Origin of the sequence: Kribbella turkmenica (genome assembly GCF_004348725.1) — a bacterium.
GTDB classification, from domain to species: domain Bacteria; phylum Actinomycetota; class Actinomycetes; order Propionibacteriales; family Kribbellaceae; genus Kribbella; species Kribbella turkmenica.
The window spans coordinates 19294-35345 of the sequence record NZ_SMKR01000017.1; the positions used below are offsets into that span (position 1 = coordinate 19294).

16 protein-coding genes are annotated in these 16052 nt (G+C 70.4%); 4 read left to right on the top strand and 12 right to left on the bottom strand.

All coding sequences use genetic code 11. From position 1 onward, the window contains the following. Positions 1-118 precede the first annotated feature (118 nt). The gene (locus E1218_RS06025; protein WP_132317096.1) at positions 119-763 is read left to right on the top strand and encodes a TetR/AcrR family transcriptional regulator; all 645 of its coding nucleotides are present in this window, start codon (positions 119-121) and stop codon (positions 761-763) included. On the opposite strand, the gene E1218_RS06030 is transcribed toward E1218_RS06025, so the two are convergent. Genes E1218_RS06030 through E1218_RS06040 form a run of 3 tightly spaced genes read right to left on the bottom strand, consistent with a single transcriptional unit; the run spans position 719 to position 3371 of the window. Continuing rightward, entirely contained in the window at positions 719-1951 is a 1233-nt protein-coding gene (locus tag E1218_RS06030; protein ID WP_132317098.1) for a hypothetical protein, read from the bottom strand. The genes E1218_RS06025 and E1218_RS06030 overlap by 45 nt on opposite strands. Further along, positions 1948-2400: an RNA polymerase sigma factor gene (locus tag E1218_RS06035; RefSeq protein ID WP_132317100.1), complete on the bottom strand. Its 453-nt coding sequence runs from the start codon at positions 2398-2400 to the stop codon at positions 1948-1950. The genes E1218_RS06030 and E1218_RS06035 overlap by 4 nt, the downstream gene beginning before the upstream one ends. Before the next feature lie 26 nt (positions 2401-2426). Further along, complete coding sequence (locus tag E1218_RS06040; protein ID WP_132317102.1) at positions 2427-3371, bottom strand: NAD(P)/FAD-dependent oxidoreductase; 945 nt, start codon at positions 3369-3371, stop codon at positions 2427-2429. Between the two features lie 79 nt (positions 3372-3450). On the opposite strand from E1218_RS06040, the gene E1218_RS06045 reads away from it, so the two are divergent. Continuing rightward, entirely contained in the window at positions 3451-4026 is a 576-nt protein-coding gene (locus tag E1218_RS06045) for a helix-turn-helix domain-containing protein (protein WP_132317104.1), read from the top strand. Between the two features lie 55 nt (positions 4027-4081). Here E1218_RS06045 and E1218_RS06050 read toward each other — a convergent pair whose 3' ends face one another. The 8 genes from E1218_RS06050 to E1218_RS06085 all read right to left on the bottom strand — a co-directional run bounded on the left by E1218_RS06050 (position 4082) and on the right by E1218_RS06085 (position 14066). Then, on the bottom strand, positions 4082-5299 hold the full coding sequence (locus E1218_RS06050) for an RNA polymerase sigma factor (protein ID WP_132317106.1): 1218 nt from the start codon (positions 5297-5299) through the stop codon (positions 4082-4084). Beyond that, positions 5296-5733 (bottom strand): YciI family protein, encoded by a 438-nt coding sequence (locus E1218_RS06055; protein ID WP_132317108.1) that lies wholly within the window; start codon positions 5731-5733, stop codon positions 5296-5298. The genes E1218_RS06050 and E1218_RS06055 overlap by 4 nt, the downstream gene beginning before the upstream one ends. Positions 5734-5812: 79 nt before the next feature. Next, positions 5813-7114 (bottom strand): NAD(P)/FAD-dependent oxidoreductase, encoded by a 1302-nt coding sequence (locus tag E1218_RS06060; RefSeq protein WP_132317110.1) that lies wholly within the window; start codon positions 7112-7114, stop codon positions 5813-5815. A 40-nt stretch (positions 7115-7154) separates the two neighbouring features. After that, positions 7155-8339 (bottom strand): signal recognition particle-docking protein FtsY, encoded by a 1185-nt coding sequence (gene ftsY, locus E1218_RS06065; protein ID WP_132317112.1) that lies wholly within the window; start codon positions 8337-8339, stop codon positions 7155-7157. A gap of 43 nt (positions 8340-8382) precedes the next feature. Then, positions 8383-10020, bottom strand: coding sequence for a thiol reductant ABC exporter subunit CydC (cydC, locus tag E1218_RS06070; RefSeq protein ID WP_132317114.1), 1638 nt, complete (start codon positions 10018-10020; stop codon positions 8383-8385). Next, positions 10017-11642 carry a thiol reductant ABC exporter subunit CydD gene (gene cydD / locus E1218_RS06075; RefSeq protein WP_132317116.1) on the bottom strand — a complete coding sequence of 542 codons (1626 nt, stop codon included), beginning with the start codon at positions 11640-11642 and terminating at the stop codon, positions 10017-10019. The genes cydC and cydD overlap by 4 nt, the downstream gene beginning before the upstream one ends. Beyond that, positions 11639-12637, bottom strand: a complete 999-nt coding sequence (gene cydB / locus E1218_RS06080; protein WP_132317118.1) for a cytochrome d ubiquinol oxidase subunit II — start codon at positions 12635-12637, stop codon at positions 11639-11641. Before cydB ends, cydD begins: the two co-directional genes overlap by 4 nt. Before the next feature lie 13 nt (positions 12638-12650). Then, on the bottom strand, positions 12651-14066 hold the full coding sequence (locus E1218_RS06085) for a cytochrome ubiquinol oxidase subunit I (protein ID WP_132317120.1): 1416 nt from the start codon (positions 14064-14066) through the stop codon (positions 12651-12653). A gap of 82 nt (positions 14067-14148) precedes the next feature. On the opposite strand from E1218_RS06085, the gene E1218_RS06090 reads away from it, so the two are divergent. Continuing rightward, entirely contained in the window at positions 14149-14535 is a 387-nt protein-coding gene (locus E1218_RS06090) for a BlaI/MecI/CopY family transcriptional regulator (protein WP_132317122.1), read from the top strand. Further along, on the top strand, positions 14532-15437 hold the full coding sequence (locus E1218_RS06095) for a M56 family metallopeptidase (protein ID WP_132317124.1): 906 nt from the start codon (positions 14532-14534) through the stop codon (positions 15435-15437). Before E1218_RS06090 ends, E1218_RS06095 begins: the two co-directional genes overlap by 4 nt. Here the strand turns inward: E1218_RS06095 and E1218_RS06100 are convergent. Continuing rightward, a complete protein-coding gene (locus E1218_RS06100; RefSeq protein WP_132317126.1) occupies positions 15430-15990 on the bottom strand; it encodes a dihydrofolate reductase family protein in 561 nt (186 codons plus the stop codon). The two genes, E1218_RS06095 and E1218_RS06100, sit on opposite strands and share 8 nt — an antisense overlap. Positions 15991-16052: the final 62 nt, after the last annotated feature.

The following is a 16052-nucleotide window of genomic DNA, read 5'->3' on the forward strand; positions in this document are numbered from 1 at the left end:
GACAAAGAGGGCGTTCAGGTGACATCGAGGTGACATCGGCGAAGTTGTGGCACTCTGGCCTGGACCACACGGGTTCGCAGCCGCGCCACTGCACCCGTCCGAGCTGGGGAAACACCACATGGGGACCAATCACGGGGTGAGGCCGCGCCGCGGCAGGCCACGGGACCCGGACGCGGAACCGAGGATCCGCCGGTACGCCGTGCAGCTGCTGCTGGAGCGCGGGTTCGACGGAATGACGGTGGACGACGTCGCCGAGGCCGCCGGGGTCGGCAAGGCGACGATCTACCGCCGCTGGGCGAGCAAGGAGCAACTGGCCAACGACGCCCTGGCCGACCTGTTCGACATCGAGATCCCCGATGCCGACACCGGCTCGATCGCGGGCGACCTGCGCCAGGTCTACTACGACGCCCTGAAGTTCGTGAACAGCAAGGAAGGGCTGGCCCTGATCCGGCTGGCAGTGTCCGAGGCGACCCGCGACGAGCGGTCGGCCACGATCTACCGGGCCTTCCTGGAACGGCGGATCCAGCTGACCGAGGCCGCGCTGGCCCGGGCGCGGGCCCGGGGGGAACCGGTCCGGAGCAACGTGGACACGACGCTGGTGGTGCAGTGGCTGGCCGGGGTGTTCGTCATCCGGGCGCTCACCGGTGAGGACATGCCGACTCCTGAGGACGCCGACCGGCTGCTCATGTTCACGATGCGCTGCGTCATGGACGACGGCTCAGGGCCGGATCCCGGGGCCGAGAGCAACTCCGTCCACGGCTAGCTCGGTGACGCGTTGCACCCGGCCGGACCGGACGTCCCAGGCGAGCAGCCAGCCCCGAACCTGAATCACCGGCTTGTAGTCGTCGTACCAGCCCAGTACGGCGCAGCAGCCGGGCTGACGGACGTCCTGCGGGTCCATGGCCGGAGTGCTCCGATCGGCCTCCCCCAGGACCAGCAGACTGCTGGGAAGTGCGCGCAGGGTGGAGATGGCCGCGACCACCTGGGGCTGCGAGGCCTTGGTGGGCACCTGCTGGAGGTCGTCCGAGACGAACAGACGGGCCGTCATCGTGTACGTCGAGAAGGTCTGGCCCACCCAGGTCCGCACCGGCAGGTCCAGTTCGCTGTCCACCGCCCACTCACCGTTGCCGCGGTACCGGAGTACGGCGTCGCGCTCGATCCGGAACGGCGCCGTGATCGAGGCGGGGTTCGCGGACGGCGGGATGGCGACCACGGACTGTTCGCCGTCGCCTCCGCGCACGTGCACGCGGTAGGCCTTACCCGGCCCGCTCACCAGCACCTGCTGCGCATCCGGCGTCCAGGCCACGCTGCGGAGGTCGCGCGTCGGCAACGGGTAGCGGGAGACCTCGGCGGTCACCACGTCGAGCGTGACCAGCTCGCCCGGTTGCGGGAACGCCGCGGTGCGCCCGTCAGGCGAGACGGCGCCCGAGCTCAGGGGCGACCCGCTGCTGATCGGCGCCAGTTGCAGGTCCGCACGCGCCCAGGTCGAGTCGCCGCCGAGCAGGAGCGCGTCGTACCGGCCGTTGCGTTCCTCCAGCATCAGGGCAGCCGGGTTCTCGATCGGGTGCTCGGTCAACGAATCAACGTCGTCCGGCGCGCCCAGGCGATCGCCGAGTGGCGTGTAGACCCGGTCGAGGAACCGCTCGCTGCCGGCCGGCGGGGCGAGCCAGTAGTCGATCCCGGCGATCTGGCCCTCGGGCGGGACGTGGCCCGGCGGGAGACTCGGGGTGGTCGGCGGCGGCACCAGTTCGGCGTTCCTGCTGCCACTCACCCCCGCGCCGATCGCCAGCACCACAGCGAGGGCCAGCGCGGCCAGCAAGCCGATCACCACGTTGCGGCGCTGGCGGCGCCGGGTCTCCAGCCCGCCGGCCCAGGCGGTGTCGGCCAGGTCGGGTTCGGGGAGCCGGTCGGCCGCCTGGTAGAGCAGCGGCCGGATGTCCTCGCGCCTCATCGCGGATCGCCGGCGTCACGCCAGTCGCCGGCGCCGAGCGCCGCACGGAAGCGGCTGAAGGCGGCGAGGCCGTGTCCGTGCACGGTGGTGTGGGACATATTGAGTACATCGGCCACCTCGAACTCGGTCAGCTCCTCGAGGTGCAGCAGCACGAACACCGCTCGCTGGGCCCCGGTCAGCTCGGCCAGTGCGAGCTTGACCGGGTCGTCCTCGTCCGGAAACGCCCTCACCCGGTTCCACCGCACCAGGGCCGGCTGGTAGAGCACCCGCTGGACGAACGCATCCGGGTCGTCCACCTTGGTCCAGTGCAGCGACAGCCGGGTGAAGGCGTGCAGCAGTGCTTCCTCAGCCCGCTCCAGGTCGCCGTACACGAGGTACGCCGTACGGAGCCATCTGCCCTGCCGCGCGTCGACATACGAGGCGAAGTCCGGGTCGACCGATTTCTCCATCCACCCTCCCGCCTCTATTCAACTCCTCAACGACTGCGCGCGGCCACCGCCAGTCGCGTCTCTTCCGCGATCAGGTCCGCGTTGACACCGCCGGCCGCCATCAGTCCACCGGCCGCGGCGGGCATCACGGTCGCGCGGGCGTCGGTCACGTTGCCGGCGACGAAGACTCCCGGGACGGCGGTCGCCCCCTGCGCATCGGCCGCGACGATCGCGCCCACCACCATGCCGTTGTTCTCCTGCTCGACGATCTCGAGGCCCAGGTCGGCCAGGAAGGCGGCCCGCGCGCGCAGGCTGGTCTGCACCGCCAGAGCCTGGCTCGGGATGATCCGGCCACCCTCCAACCGGACACCGGTCAGCTGGTCGCCCTCCACCTCGAGCTGCTCGACTTTCCCCTGCACGACAGCGATTCCGCGGGCGGCGAGCTGCTCCCACTGCTCGTCGGTCGGCTCCGGCGCAGTGTGCAGGAAGAGGGTGACGTCGTCACTCAACTGCCGGAACAGCAGCGCCTGGAACGTCGCCATCCCAGTGGTGGCCAGGACGCCGATCGCCTGGTCACGCACCTCCCACCCGTGGCAGTACGGGCAGTGCACGACGTCCCGACCCCACCGCTCCGCCAGCCCCTGGACGTCGGGCAGCACGTCCGTCAGCCCGGTCGTCACCAGCAGCCGCCGGCCCTGGTACGCCGTACCGTCGGCAAGCTCGACGGTGAACAGCTCGTCCCGGCGGGCCGTGGTCACGGTGCCGGTGACGAACTCACCGCCATACCCGGCGACCTCCTCGCGGCCGATCGCGTACAGCTCGGCCGGTGGGATGCCGTCGCGGGTGAGGACGTTGTGCACTCCCTCGGCCGGGGCGTTGCGCGGCGTGCCGTCGTCGACGACCAGCACCGACCGGCGCGACCGCACCAGCGCCAGTGCACCACTCAGCCCGGCGGCTCCTCCGCCGATCACTATCACGTCATAGGTCTTCATCTCTCGGACTCCTCTCTCGGTGACTCGATGATCCGCGATGTTTTTCGTTTTCGACAACATTGTTTGCCATAATGGCAAGATGGAGACCTTCGACGACGTTCTCGAGGCGGTCGGGCCGCGGCTGCGGAAGCTGCGGGCCGAGCGGCGGACGACACTGGCCCAGCTGTCCGAGTCCACCGGAATATCGGTGAGCACTCTGTCCCGCCTGGAGTCCGGGCAGCGCCGGCCGACCCTGGAGCTGCTGCTGCCGCTCGCCCGTGCGCACCAGGTGCAGCTGGACGAACTGGTGGACGCTCCCCCGACCGGCGATCCGCGGATCCACGCCAAACCGATCAAGCACCACGGCGTGGTGCACATCCCGCTGTCCCGGCGGCCGGGCGGGCTGCAGGCGTTCAAGCAGGTCGTGCCGGCGGGCTGGCCGGGCGGCGACGTGGAGCAGAAGACCCACGAGGGCTACGACTGGTTCTACGTGCTGTCCGGACGGATCCGGCTGGTGCTCGGCGACAAGGACTTCGTGCTGGCCGAAGGCGAGGCGGCGGAGTTCGACACCCGGGTCCCGCACTGGTTCGGCAACCCGGGGCCCGGTCCGGCCGAGATGTTGTGCCTGTACGGGCCGCAGGGCGAACGGATGCATGTACGCGCCCGCACCCGGTAGCCTTCGCGGGCTCGGTTTTCGGCGGGTGCGGAAGCTGCTGTCAGCGGCGCGTTGTTCACCCGCGGTCGTTGGCATCGCCGGCCGACCTGACCGCGGCCGCCTTCGCGGACAGGTAGTCGCGTTCCGGCTTGGACGTCGTCCGGCGGGCCGCCTCACGGAAGTGGTGCGCGGCGGTCCCGAAGTCGCCGCGCATCTCGTACAGGTGTCCGCGAACTGCGTCCAGGCGGTAGTGGCCGGCGAGCTCCTCGTCCAACGGCTCCAGCAGCTCGAGTCCGGCGCCAGGGCCCCGAACCATGGCGGCCGCGATGGCTCGGTTGAGTTTCACCATCGGGTTGCCGGAGAGGGTCTCCAGCAGTCCGTACAGGGCGAGGATCTGCGGCCAGTCCGTGTCTTCCGGGCGGTCGACCTCGTCGTGCAGCGCGGCGATCGCGGCCTGCAGCTGGTACTCGCCCAGCGGCGGCGTAGCGAACGCTTCGACCGCCAGCGCGACGCCCTCAGTGATGTAGTCCTTGTTCCACAGTGAGCGGTCCTGCTCCGCCAGTGGGATCAGCTCACCGGCGCTTCCGGTGCGTGCGGCCCGACGCGCGTCACTGAGCAGCATCAACGCGAGCAGTCCGGCCACCTGGCCGTTCTCGGGCAGCAGGGCACGGACGGCGCGGGTCAGCCGGATCGCCTCGCCGGACAGGTCGCTGCGCTGCAGTTCCGGACCGCTGCTGGTCGTGTAGCCCTCGTTGAACATCAGGTAGAGCACGTGCAGGACGTTGCGCAACCGCTCCTCGCCGGCGTCCAGTTCGAAGGCCGCGCCCTTGAGTTTCTGCTTCGCCCGGCTGATCCGTTGCGCCATCGTTGCCTCAGGCACCAAGTAGGCGCGCCCGATCTCGGCGGTGGTCAGGCCGCCGACGGCGCGCAGCGTCAACGCGATCGCGGACGCCGGCGTCAACGTGGGGTGGCAGCACAGGAACAGCAGCCGCAGGGTGTCGTCATGCTCCTCGACGTCCTCCGGCGGGACGTCGCGCAGGGCGGCCCGCTCCTCGCGCCGGCGCCGGGCCTGCTCCTGCCGGACCTCGTCGATCAGCCGCCGCGAGGCGGTCTGGATCAGCCACGCCTTCGGCTTGTCCGGTGTACCGTCGCGCGGCCACGTGGTGGCCGCCGCCAGCAGCGCCTCCTGGACGGCGTCCTCGGCCGCGGCGAAGTCACCGGACCACCGGACCACCGCACCGAGGACCTGCGGCGTGAGCTCACGCAGCAGGTCCTCGATCGACTGGCTGGTCACATCGCCGGGTCGCCGCGCCGGAGGTCCCCGACGTCGTAGAGATCGGCGTCGGAGTCCATCACGCGGCGGACCTCGATCGGCTGCTCGACCGGCACGCCGCCCGGGCCGGGCGCCGCGGACAGCTCCGCCGCGATCTCCAGCGCCCGCTCCTCCGACTCGACGTCGACCATCTGGTAGCCGGCCAGGATCTCCTTGGACTCGGCGTACGGACCGTCGGTCACCACCGGCGCGTTCACCCCGGCCGCACGGACCACCTTGGCGTGCGACGGCCACGTCAGCGCCTGGGCCTCGACGAGCTCGCCGCTCGCGCGCAGCCGGTCCAGGTGGTCGGTCAGGTACTGCATGTGCGCCTTCATGTCCGGCTCGTCCCACTCCAGCATCGGGGTGTCGACGTTTCCGCCGTCCATGTTCACCAGCAGCAAGAACCTCGTCATGTCATCTCCTCCTCGCTGCCCATCCTCGGGCTCGTGTCACCCACGGGACGAGACCGGCACGCGGTTTTCGACATTCCGCTCAGTGTTTCCTGGTCCGCTCCGGGCTGGCGGTCTCCAGCGGCACGTCGGCGGCCGGGATGACCCCGAGCTGAGTGGTCTGGCGTCGCAGTACGGCGTCGTACAGCCAGTCCGTCGCGGTCCGGATCCGGTTGCCCGGCATCGAGAGCAGATGGTAGCCGCGCGTCACCGCCTTCGCGGGCAGCCCGGCGAGCGGGATGTGCAGCGGGTTGGCGGCCGCCTGGGTGCCGCCGAGGTCCACCACGAACCCGAGGTCGTGGTGCACGTACGGCTGCCGTTCACCGGTCCCGAAGCCGGCCGCGACGTTCTTGGCGGCTCGCTTGCCCTGACGCTCGGCATGCTGGGCGGTCATCGGGGTGACCTCGCCCGGCGTGGTCAGGTCCGGCACCGCGGCCGCGTCGCCGCAGGCGAACACCTCCGGGTGGTCGGGCACGTTCAGGTACTCGTCGACGAGCAGACGACCCTTCTCCGTCTTGAGTCCCAGTCCGTCGACCATAGGGTCCGGCCGGACGCCGACGCACCAGACCAGCGAGTGTGTCGGCACGAACGACTTGTCGGTGAGCCGTACGCCGTCGTGCATGGCCTCCTCGACCGACGTACCCATCAGCACCTCGACACCGCGCTCACGCAGGACCTTGTCCGCCGTCCGCGACAGCCGCTCGTCCAGCTCGGGCAGCACCCGGTCGGCGACGTCCAGCAGCAGCCAGCGCATCCGCTGATGCCGCAGCCGCGGCCGGCGCTTCCTCAGCAGTTCGGTGTAGAGCACCCCGTGGGCGGCCACCTCCGTCCCGGTGTAGCCCGCTCCGACGACCACGAACGTGCAGAGCGCGTTCCGTTCGGCCGGGTTGTCGCTGGCGTCGGCCAGCTCGATCTGCTGGGTCAGGTGGTCGCGGAGGAACACGGCCTCGGGGATGCCCCGGAAGCCGTGCGCGTACTCCGTGACGCCGGGGATCGGCAGCAGCTTGTTCACACTGCCAGCAGCGATGATGAGCCGGTCGTACCGGATCTCCTCGCGCCGGTCGACGGGGTCGGCGTACCGGACCTTGCGGTGCTCCAGGTCGAGCCCGTCCACCTCGCCGAGCACCAGGCGGACGTCCGGCAGCGTGTCGGCCAGGGAGACGGTGAGCCGCCGCGGCTCGAGAATCCCGGCGGCCACCTCCGGCAGCAACGGCACGTACAGGAAGTAGTCCGTCGGATTGATCACGACGATGTCGGCCCGCCCGCGCGCCAGCCGGCACAGTGTCCTGGCCGCGTGGTACCCCGCGAACCCGGCCCCGACGATGACGATCCTCGGTCGTTTCATCCTCCCTGGGTACCAGATTCCGCGGGGATGAAACGAGATCTCAGTCCAGCAGCGCGTCGACGAACTGCTCGGGGTCGAACGGCGCCAGGTCGTCCGGGCCCTCGCCGAGACCGACCAGCTTGACCGGGACGCCGAGCTCGCGCTGCACCGCGATCACGATGCCGCCCTTCGCCGTACCGTCGAGCTTGGTCAGCACCAGGCCGGTGACGTCGATGACCTCGGCGAACACGCGGGCCTGGGTGAGGCCGTTCTGACCGGTGGTCGCGTCGATGACGAGCAGCACCTCGTCCACCTCGGCGGACTTCTCGATCACCCGCTTGACCTTGCCGAGCTCGTCCATCAGGCCGGTCTTGGTGTGCAGCCGGCCGGCGGTGTCGACGATGACGACGTCGGCCTCCTCCTCGATGCCCTGCTTGACCGAGTCGAACGCGATGCTGGCCGGGTCGCCGCCCTCGGCCCCGCGCACGGTCCGGACACCGACCCGCTCGCCCCAGGTCTGCAACTGGTCCGCGGCCGCCGCCCGGAAGGTGTCCGCCGCGCCCAGGACGACGTGCTTGTCCTCGGCGACCAGCACCCGTGCCAGCTTGCCCACGGTGGTGGTCTTGCCGGTGCCGTTCACGCCGACGACCAGCACGACGGCCGGCTGCGCCTCCTTGCGGCTCACCTTGAGCGAACGGTCCAGCGCCGGGTTGACCAGCTCGATCAGTTCCTCGCGGAGGATCTGCCGGGCTTGCTCGCCGCCGACGCCCTCGACCCGGATCCGGGTCCGCAGCCGCTCGACCAGCTCCTGCGTCGGCGTGACGCCGACGTCGGCCGTGATCAGTGTGGTCTCGATGTCCTCCCACGCTTCCTCGTCCACCTTGTCGCGCGACAGCAGGGCGAGCAGTCCCTTGCCCAGCGAGCCCTGCGACCGGGCCAGCCGGGCGCGCAGCCGGACCATGCGGCCCTGCGCCGACTCCGGCTTCTCTATCGTCGCGACCGGCTCCTCCGGGAGCTCGGTGTCCTCGAGCGTCCGAGTCGGCGTGTCGCGCGGTTCTTCCGCGTCCTCGCCGACCTTCGGCTCGGCGGTGTCGAGCGGCGCCGGCGGGGTGGGTGCGGACACTTCGGCCTTGCGGCGCCGCGTCACCACCAGTCCGGCCGTACCGGCGACCAGAACCACGGCGGCGACGATGACGACGATCAGAACGGAGTCGGCGAGCTGAGCGACGAGCTGGGAAGTCAACACGGTTCCCCATCTTGACAGACACCCAGCCCGCTCCTCGCATCCGTCACGTCAGGCGCACCAGCTGTCGCGGTACGTGATCGGGGACCAGCTCCGGCCGGTGGGTGAGCAGTACCACGGTCCGGTCGCCGGCCGCGGCGAAGAGGTCCGCCAGCAGCGCACGGCCGGTCTCCTCGTCCAGGTGCTCGGTCGGCTCGTCCAGCACGAGTACGTCGCGATCGGCCAGCAGCAACCGGGCGAGCGCGAGCCGCTGGCGCTCACCGCCCGACAGCCGGGCACCGTGCTCGCCGACCATCGTGTCGAGCCCGTCCGGCAGCTTCTCGACGAACACGCCGAGCCTCGCGCGGTAGAGCGCCTTCCAGAGCTTCAGGTCGCTCGCGCCCGGCTTGGCGAGCAGCAGGTTCTCCCGGATGCTCGTGTCGAACACGTGGCTCTCCTGGGTCAGCAGCCCGACGACCGACCGCACCTGGTCGCCGTCGAGCTCGGCGAGATCCACACCGTCCATCCGGACCTCACCCGCGCGCGGCTCCAGGAACCGCAGCAGTACGGCGGCCAGCGTGCTCTTGCCCGATCCACTCGGCCCGGTGATCACCACCCGGCTCCCGGCCGGCATGTCCAGGCTCAACCCATCGAGTACGTCGTCCGCGCCGTACCCGACGCGCAAAAGCTTGACTTCGAGGTCACGACCGTCCGGAAGCGGCAGCGGCTTGGCGGGCTCGGTCACGGGCTCCGGGCTGTCCAGCAACTCCTGCACGCGACCGAGTGAGGCCCGCACCCGGATGGCGAGCTGGGCAGCGGCCGGGATGCCACCGAGCACGTCGGCCAGCGCAAGCGGCGTCAGCACGAGTACGGCGAACACCGCGCCGGTAATGTCCGCCGTACTTCCCAGGACCAGCCCGGCCACGCTCGCACCGCCGACGCAGAGGATCAGCAACGCACTCCCGAGTCCCGCACTCCAGGCCGAGCGTCGTTCCGAGTTGGCCAGTTTCGCGTCGCTGGCGTCGAAGGAACTGAGTATGTCGTCAACCGCATTGAAGGCCACCACATCGCCCGCGGTGAGCAGTGCTTCGGTGGCGGCGGCCGCCACCTCACCACGTGAGCCGGCGATCTTCCGCTCGGCACGAGCGGCCGTCTGAGCCATCAGCCATGGAACGGCAGTGCAGGCGACGAGGACTGCCAGCGCAACGGCGGCGCCCGCTTCGGGCAGCAGCACTGCGAGGAGAGCGACCGTCGCCGTGGCGGTCACGGCCGCGGCTGCGATCGGCAGCAGGACACGCAACCACAGGTCGAGTACTGCGTCGACGTCGAGCACGAGCCGCGCGAGCAGATCACCCTTGCGTCGTGAGCTCAGCCCACCCGGCGGCGCCAGCTTCTCCAACCGCCCGGTGATGCGTGCCCTCGTCTCCCCCAGCACCCTGTACGCCGCGTCGTGGCCGACAAGCCGCTCGGCGTACCGGAACACGCCCCGACCGACGCCGAACGCCCGTACTGCCACGATCGGCACCAGGAGCAGCAGCACCGGAGGCTGAGCGGCCGCGGCGGTGATCAGCCAGGCCGACGTCGCCAGCAACGCCACTGCCGAGCCCGCGGCGAGCACGCCGGTCAGCAGCGCCAGAAACAGCCGCCACCAGATCCGTCGCTCGGGTCTCACCAGGTGCCAGAGTTCGGCTGTGCTCGCGTTCATGCGTTCACCAGTTCTCGTGTGCCTACCTCGACTGTTCGGTCGGCAGCCGCGATCAGCGCCGGCCGATGCGCGACCATCAGGACCGTCCGGCCGCCGGCCCGCAGTCCGGCGACCACAGCGGCTTCAGCGTCCGCGTCCAGGCCCGCGGTCGGCTCGTCCAGCAGGAGGACCGGCGCGTCCGTGATCAGTGCCCGTGCCAGCGCCACCCGGCGCTGTTGCCCGCCGGACAACAGTTGGCCCTGCTCCCCCACCGGCTTGTCGAGCCCGAGCTCACCAGCACCGGCTCCGATCAGTGCGAGCCGTACGGCGTCGTCCGACGCATCCGGGCGGCCGAGCCGCACGTTGTCCGCGACCGTGCCCATCCGCAGGCCGGGCCGCTGCGGCACCCAGGCGAACTGCCGCCGCCACACGGTCGGCTCGAACTCGTCCGCCGCACTCCCGCCGGCCACGACCACACCGCGTTCCGGCTGGACGAACCCCAGCAGTACGGCGAGCACGGTGGACTTGCCGACTCCACTCGGCCCGGTGAGTGCGATCACCTCACCAGGCCGGACGTCGAGGTCGAACCCGTCCAGGGCGGGCTCGTCGCGACCCGGGTATCGCACTGTCACGTCGTACAACTGGAGGGCGGTCGTGCGCAGGTCGGGAACGTCGGTGCGGTCGCCGCTCGCAGGCAGTGGTGTCTCCAGCACGCGGAACACCTCTTCACTCGCGGCCACGCCATCGGCGCTCGCGTGGAAGTGCATCCCCACCTGTCGCAGCGGGAGGTAGGCCTCGGGCGCGAGGATCAGCACCATCAGGGCGGTCTCGAGCCCGAGTCGTCCCTCGACCAGGCGGAGGCCGACGCCGACTGCGACGAGCGCCACCGAGATGCTGGCCAGCAGCTCCAAGGCGAACGAGGACAGGAACGCCAGCCGCAGACTGCTCATCGACGCGGACCGGTGCTTGTCGGTCACCCGCCGTACGGCGGCTTCCTGAGCCTTGGCGCGGCCGAACAGTTTGAGCGTGGGTAGTCCGGCGACCACGTCGGCGAAGTGGTGGGCAAGGACGGACAGTGCGCGCCGGCGCCGTCGGCTGTGCGCCTGGGTCGCCCAGCCGATGAGCACCATGAAGATCGGGATCAGCGGCAGCGTGATCGCCACCGTCCCGGCGGCGATCAGGTCACCGGTCGCCATCCAGGCAATCACGCCCGCCGGGACGGTTGCCGCGAGCACCAATTGCGGGAGGTAGCGGGCGAAGTACGGGTCGAGGTCGTCCAATCCCCTGGTCAGCAGGGTGGTGAGCGCACTGCTGCGCTCTCCGCTCAGCCAGACCGGTCCGAGTTTCAATGAGTGCTCCAGTACCTGCCGGCGCAGAGTCGACTTCACTGCAGCTGCCGCACGCTGTGCCACGACTTCCTGCGCCCACATCAGTAGGGCTCGCGCCACCACGACCGCGCCGAGCGCCCAGGCGACACTCACGATCGGCTCACCGTGCAGGACGACCCCCGCGACGCCACGCGCCAGCAGGACTGCCTGCGCGATGATCAGCAGTCCGGTGCCGACCCCGATCACGACGGACGCGGCCAGAAAGACCCGGGCGGCCCGCGCTCGCCGGAGCAGCCGTGGGTCGAGTGGCTTCATGCGACCGCGACCGGCTCGACGGTGACGCGCTTGCGGAACACCCAGTACGTCCAGCCCTGATACAGCATCACCAGCGGCAGGAAGATCGCGCCGATGATCGTCAGGACCTTCAACGTGTACGGCGTCGACGCGGCCTCGACCGTCGTCAGGGTCGATCCGGGATCGAGTGTCGACGGCATGACCGCCGGGAACATCGCGGCGAACAGCGAGGTCACCGCCAGCGCCACCGCGAGCGCCGTACCGGCGAAAGCCCAACCCTCGCGGCGGACGCGGTTGGCCAGCAGCCCACCGGCGAACGCGGCCACCGCGGCAACGGCGGCCGTCACCGAGGCGGTGTCGCCGCGGATGGCCTGAGCCCACGCGAGGAACGCGACCACCAGGACGGCGGCAGCCCGGCCCGCCCGCGACGCCAGCAGGTTGGCGCGGTCACGGAGGTCGTCTGTCGTCCGCAGCGCGAGGAAGATCGCGCCGTGGGCCACGAAGACCATGGTGAAGGCGACAGCCCCGAGCACGGCGAACGGGCTGAACAGGTCGCCAAGGGTGCCGACGTACTCGTGGGACGCGTCCAGCGGAAGGCCGCGGAGCAGGTTCGCGAACGTCAGGCCCCACAGGAACGCCGGCACGACCGATCCGATCGCGATCATCGCGTCCATCCGGTCCTTCCACCCCGGCTCGTCGCGCTTGCCGCGGTACTCCAGCGCGACCCCGCGCAGGATCAGCGACACCAGGATCGCGAACAGCGGCAGATAGAGCCCGCTGAACAGCGTCGCGTACCACTCCGGGAAGGCCGCGAACGTGGCCCCGCCGGCCACGATCAGCCACACCTCGTTGCCGTCCCAGACCGGGCCGATCGTGGTGATCACCGCCCGCCGCTCGGGCTCGGTCCGGCCGAGCACCCGCAGCAGCATGCCGACGCCGAAGTCGAACCCCTCGAGGACGAAGTACCCGGTCCACAGCGCCGCGATGGCGACGAACCAGACCGTCGTGAGTTCCATCTCCCCTGCTTTCTCAGTAGGCGAACGACAGCGGCTTGCGGTCGGTGGTGTCGTCCGGCTCGTCGTCCGGCCCGGACTCCGGGTCGGTGCCGGCCAGGCCGCTCCGGATCGTCCGGAACATCAGCTTCAGCTCGACCACGGCCAGTACGCCGTACAGCAGGGTGAACCCCGCGAGCGACGTGATCACCTCGGCGCTGGTCGTCCCGGGGGAGACACCTGATGCCGTCGGCAACAGTCCGAAGACCAGCCAGGGCTGCCGGCCGGTCTCGGTGAAGATCCAGCCGAAGGTGTTCGCGGCCAGCGGCAGCAGCGGCAGCGGGGCCGCCAGCCAGACCAGCCGCCGGTCCGGCGCCCGCCCGCGCCGGGTCAGCCAGAGCACCAGCAGCGCGAGCGCCGCCGACGTCATCCCGACCCCGATCATCAGCCGGAAGGTCCAGTAGGTCAGTGGGATGTTCGGGTTGTACGAGCCCGGGCCGTAGAGCTGTTCGTAGGCGTCCTGCAGGGAGTTGATGCCCTGCACCTCGCCGTCGAAGTGCCCGGTCGCCAGGAACGACAGCAGGTACGGCACCTTGAGCGAGTAGATCTCCCGCGATCCGTCCGGCGTGCCGACGGTGAACACCGAGAACGAGGCCGGTTTCTCGGTCTCGTACAGTGCCTCGGCCGCGGCCATCTTCATCGGCTGCACCTCGGTCATCACCTTGCCCTGCTGGTCACCGGTGATCGCGACCCCGGCGCCGGCCGCGATCACGATCACCGCGCCGATCCGCAGCGCGGTCCGGAACACGTCCCGGTCCACGCCGGGGCGCCGTACCAGGTGCCAGAGCGCGACGCCGGCGACGAACGCGCCGCCGACCATGAACGCGGCGAAGATCGTGTGCGGGTAGGTGACCAGCACGACCTTGTTGGTCAGCACCGCCCACAGGTCGGTCAGCTCGGCGCGGCCGCGGTCGGCGTTGAAGCGGAAGCCGACCGGGTTCTGCATCCAGGAGTTGGCCGCCAGGATGAAGTACGCCGACAGCTGCGTGCCGAGCACGACCACCCAGATGCAGGCCAGGTGGACCAGCTTCGGCAGCCGGTCCCAGCCGAAGATCCACAACCCGATGAACGTCGACTCGAGGAAGAACGCGAGCAGTCCCTCGAGCGCCAGCGGGGCGCCGAACACGTCGCCGACGAAGCGCGAGTAGTCGCTCCAGTTCATCCCGAACTGGAACTCCTGCACGATGCCGGTGACGACGCCCATCGCGATGTTGATCAGGAACAGCTTCCCGTAGAACTTGGTCAGCCGCAGGTACTTCTCCTTGCCGGTGCGGTACCACGCGGTCTGCAGCCCGGCGGTGATCGCGACCAGCGAGATCGTCACCGGGACGAAGAAGAAGTGGTACACGGTGGTGATCGCGAACTGCCACCGGGCCAGATCCAGGGTCTCCACGCGCCCGCCTTCCGAGCCATCTACGACGTTACGTAGTAGATGCTAGCGCAGATCTACTACGACGTGTAGTTATACTGGTCACGTGGCGAGCGACGAGAAGGCACCGAGGCCCCTGGGGGAGCTGGAGCGACTGGTGATGGAGCAGCTCTGGGCCTCCCCGGGCGCGCTGACGGTCCGCGAGGTGCACGAGCGTCTGTCGGCCACCCGCGAGCTCGCCTACACCACCGTGATGACGGTGCTGGACCGGCTGGCGAAGAAGAAGCTGACCGAGCGCGAGCGCGACGGGAAGGCCTGGCGCTACCGGGCGGCCGCACCTCGCGAGGACCTGGCGGTCGAGCTCATGCGGGACGCCCTCGACCGCGCCGGCGACCGCCGCGAGGCTCTGGTCCGCTTCGTCGGCCAGGTCAGCGACGAGGAAGCCGACCTCCTGCGCGAGGCGCTCGCGCGGCTGGAGGAGAAGGCGGGGTGATCACCCCGGTTCTGCTCGCCGCCCTGGCCCTGGTGCTGACCGGCCCGGCGCCTGCCCTCCTGGCGCGCTCGTCGTGGCCCTACCGGATCCCCCGCGCCGCCGTCGCGCTCTGGCAGGCGATCGCCATCGCCGCGATCCTGGCAGCTCTCGGCGCCGGCATCTCGCTGTCCTACTCGACCGCCGGCCGGCCTGGCGAGCCCAGCTTCGACCCGACATCCATCCGCGATCTCCTGGCCGCGGCGATCCTTGCTCTGACCGCACTGGTCCTGGTGAAGCTCCTCTGGGTGGCCGGACGAGTGGCGATTGGGACCAGAGCCCGCCGCAAACGGCACCGCGACCTGGTCGACGTACTGGCGACGCCTGACGGTCTGATCCCCGGTCTGCGGGTGCTGTCCGAGGAGACGCCGCTCGCCTACTGCCTGCCAGCGTTGCGTGGCTCGAGGGTGGTCGTGTCGGTCGGAGCACTCGAGAGGCTCGACGAGAGCGAGCTGCACGCCGTACTGGCGCATGAGCAGGCGCACCTGCGGGCACGCCACGACCTGGTGCTGGAAGCGTTCACCGCACTGCACGAGGCCTTCCCGCGCTGGGTGCGCAGTGAGGTGGCGCTGGAACAGGCACGCACGCTGGTGGAACTGCTGGCGGACGACGACGCCCGCCGCCGCAACGGCCCTGGTCCACTGGCTCGAGCGCTCGTAGCCCTTGCCGGAGCGCCCGCACCAGCGGCCGGGCTCGCCGCGGCCACGTCGGCCACGGTTCTGCGGGTCCAGCGCCTGGCCGACCCCGAACCGCGCTACCCGTTGCTCTCGGGTGCGACGTACGCCGTCGCCGTCGGACTGCTCGTCCTGCCGACGGTCACCGTCGCAGCGCCGATCCTGACGGCGATCGTCGACGCGGTCAGCTGACCGACTTGTAGCGCAGCAGGGCGCCGCCGTTCGCCCACGGTCTGGCCTCGACCAGCTCCAGCACCCGGGTCTCGGCACTGTGGGGGAACACGGGCTTCCCGGCGCCGATCAGCACCGGGCAGACCCGGAGCTGAACCTCGTCGACGAGCCCGGCGATCAGCAGTGTGTGGAACAGCGAGATGCTGCCCCACAGGATGATGTCCTTGCCCTGCTCGCGCTTGAGCTCACGGACGTCCTCGACCGCGTCCCGGACCACCAGCGCCGACTCGTGCGCGCCCCACGGCGCATTGTCGAGCGTCCGCGACACGACCACCTTGCGCAACGCGTTCAGCTTCGGCGCGATCGGGTTGTCGGCCGCCCCCTGCGTCGGCCAGGCGGCCGCGAACAGCCGGTACGTCTCCGCCCCGAGCAGCATCGTGTCGACGGTCTCGAGCAGGGCCAGGTTGTCCACGTCCGCCTGCTCGGCGATCGTGCCGGAGAAGTCGAGGCCGCCGTCGGAGTCGGCGGCGTACCCGTCGAGTGTCACGTACTCCTGGAAGATCAACCGTCTCATCCGAGAAAACTACCCGAAGTTCTTCCCTTCGCCTCGCGCGACCGCCAGCAGCACCAGCCCCG

What these genes read in the sequence shown, in the direction of transcription:
- E1218_RS06025 (WP_132317096.1), top strand. Translation starts at nt 119, where the DNA reads ATGGGGACCAATCACGGGGTGAGGCCGCGCCGCGGCAGGCCACGGGAC.
- E1218_RS06030 (WP_132317098.1), bottom strand. Translation starts at nt 1,951, where the DNA reads ATGAGGCGCGAGGACATCCGGCCGCTGCTCTACCAGGCGGCCGACCGG.
- E1218_RS06035 (WP_132317100.1), bottom strand. Translation starts at nt 2,400, where the DNA reads ATGGAGAAATCGGTCGACCCGGACTTCGCCTCGTATGTCGACGCGCGG.
- E1218_RS06040 (WP_132317102.1), bottom strand. Translation starts at nt 3,371, where the DNA reads ATGAAGACCTATGACGTGATAGTGATCGGCGGAGGAGCCGCCGGGCTG.
- E1218_RS06045 (WP_132317104.1), top strand. Translation starts at nt 3,451, where the DNA reads ATGGAGACCTTCGACGACGTTCTCGAGGCGGTCGGGCCGCGGCTGCGG.
- E1218_RS06055 (WP_132317108.1), bottom strand. Translation starts at nt 5,733, where the DNA reads ATGACGAGGTTCTTGCTGCTGGTGAACATGGACGGCGGAAACGTCGAC.
- E1218_RS06060 (WP_132317110.1), bottom strand. Translation starts at nt 7,114, where the DNA reads ATGAAACGACCGAGGATCGTCATCGTCGGGGCCGGGTTCGCGGGGTAC.
- cydC (WP_132317114.1), bottom strand. Translation starts at nt 10,020, where the DNA reads ATGAACGCGAGCACAGCCGAACTCTGGCACCTGGTGAGACCCGAGCGA.
- cydD (WP_132317116.1), bottom strand. Translation starts at nt 11,642, where the DNA reads ATGAAGCCACTCGACCCACGGCTGCTCCGGCGAGCGCGGGCCGCCCGG.
- cydB (WP_132317118.1), bottom strand. Translation starts at nt 12,637, where the DNA reads ATGGAACTCACGACGGTCTGGTTCGTCGCCATCGCGGCGCTGTGGACC.
- E1218_RS06100 (WP_132317126.1), bottom strand. Translation starts at nt 15,990, where the DNA reads ATGAGACGGTTGATCTTCCAGGAGTACGTGACACTCGACGGGTACGCC.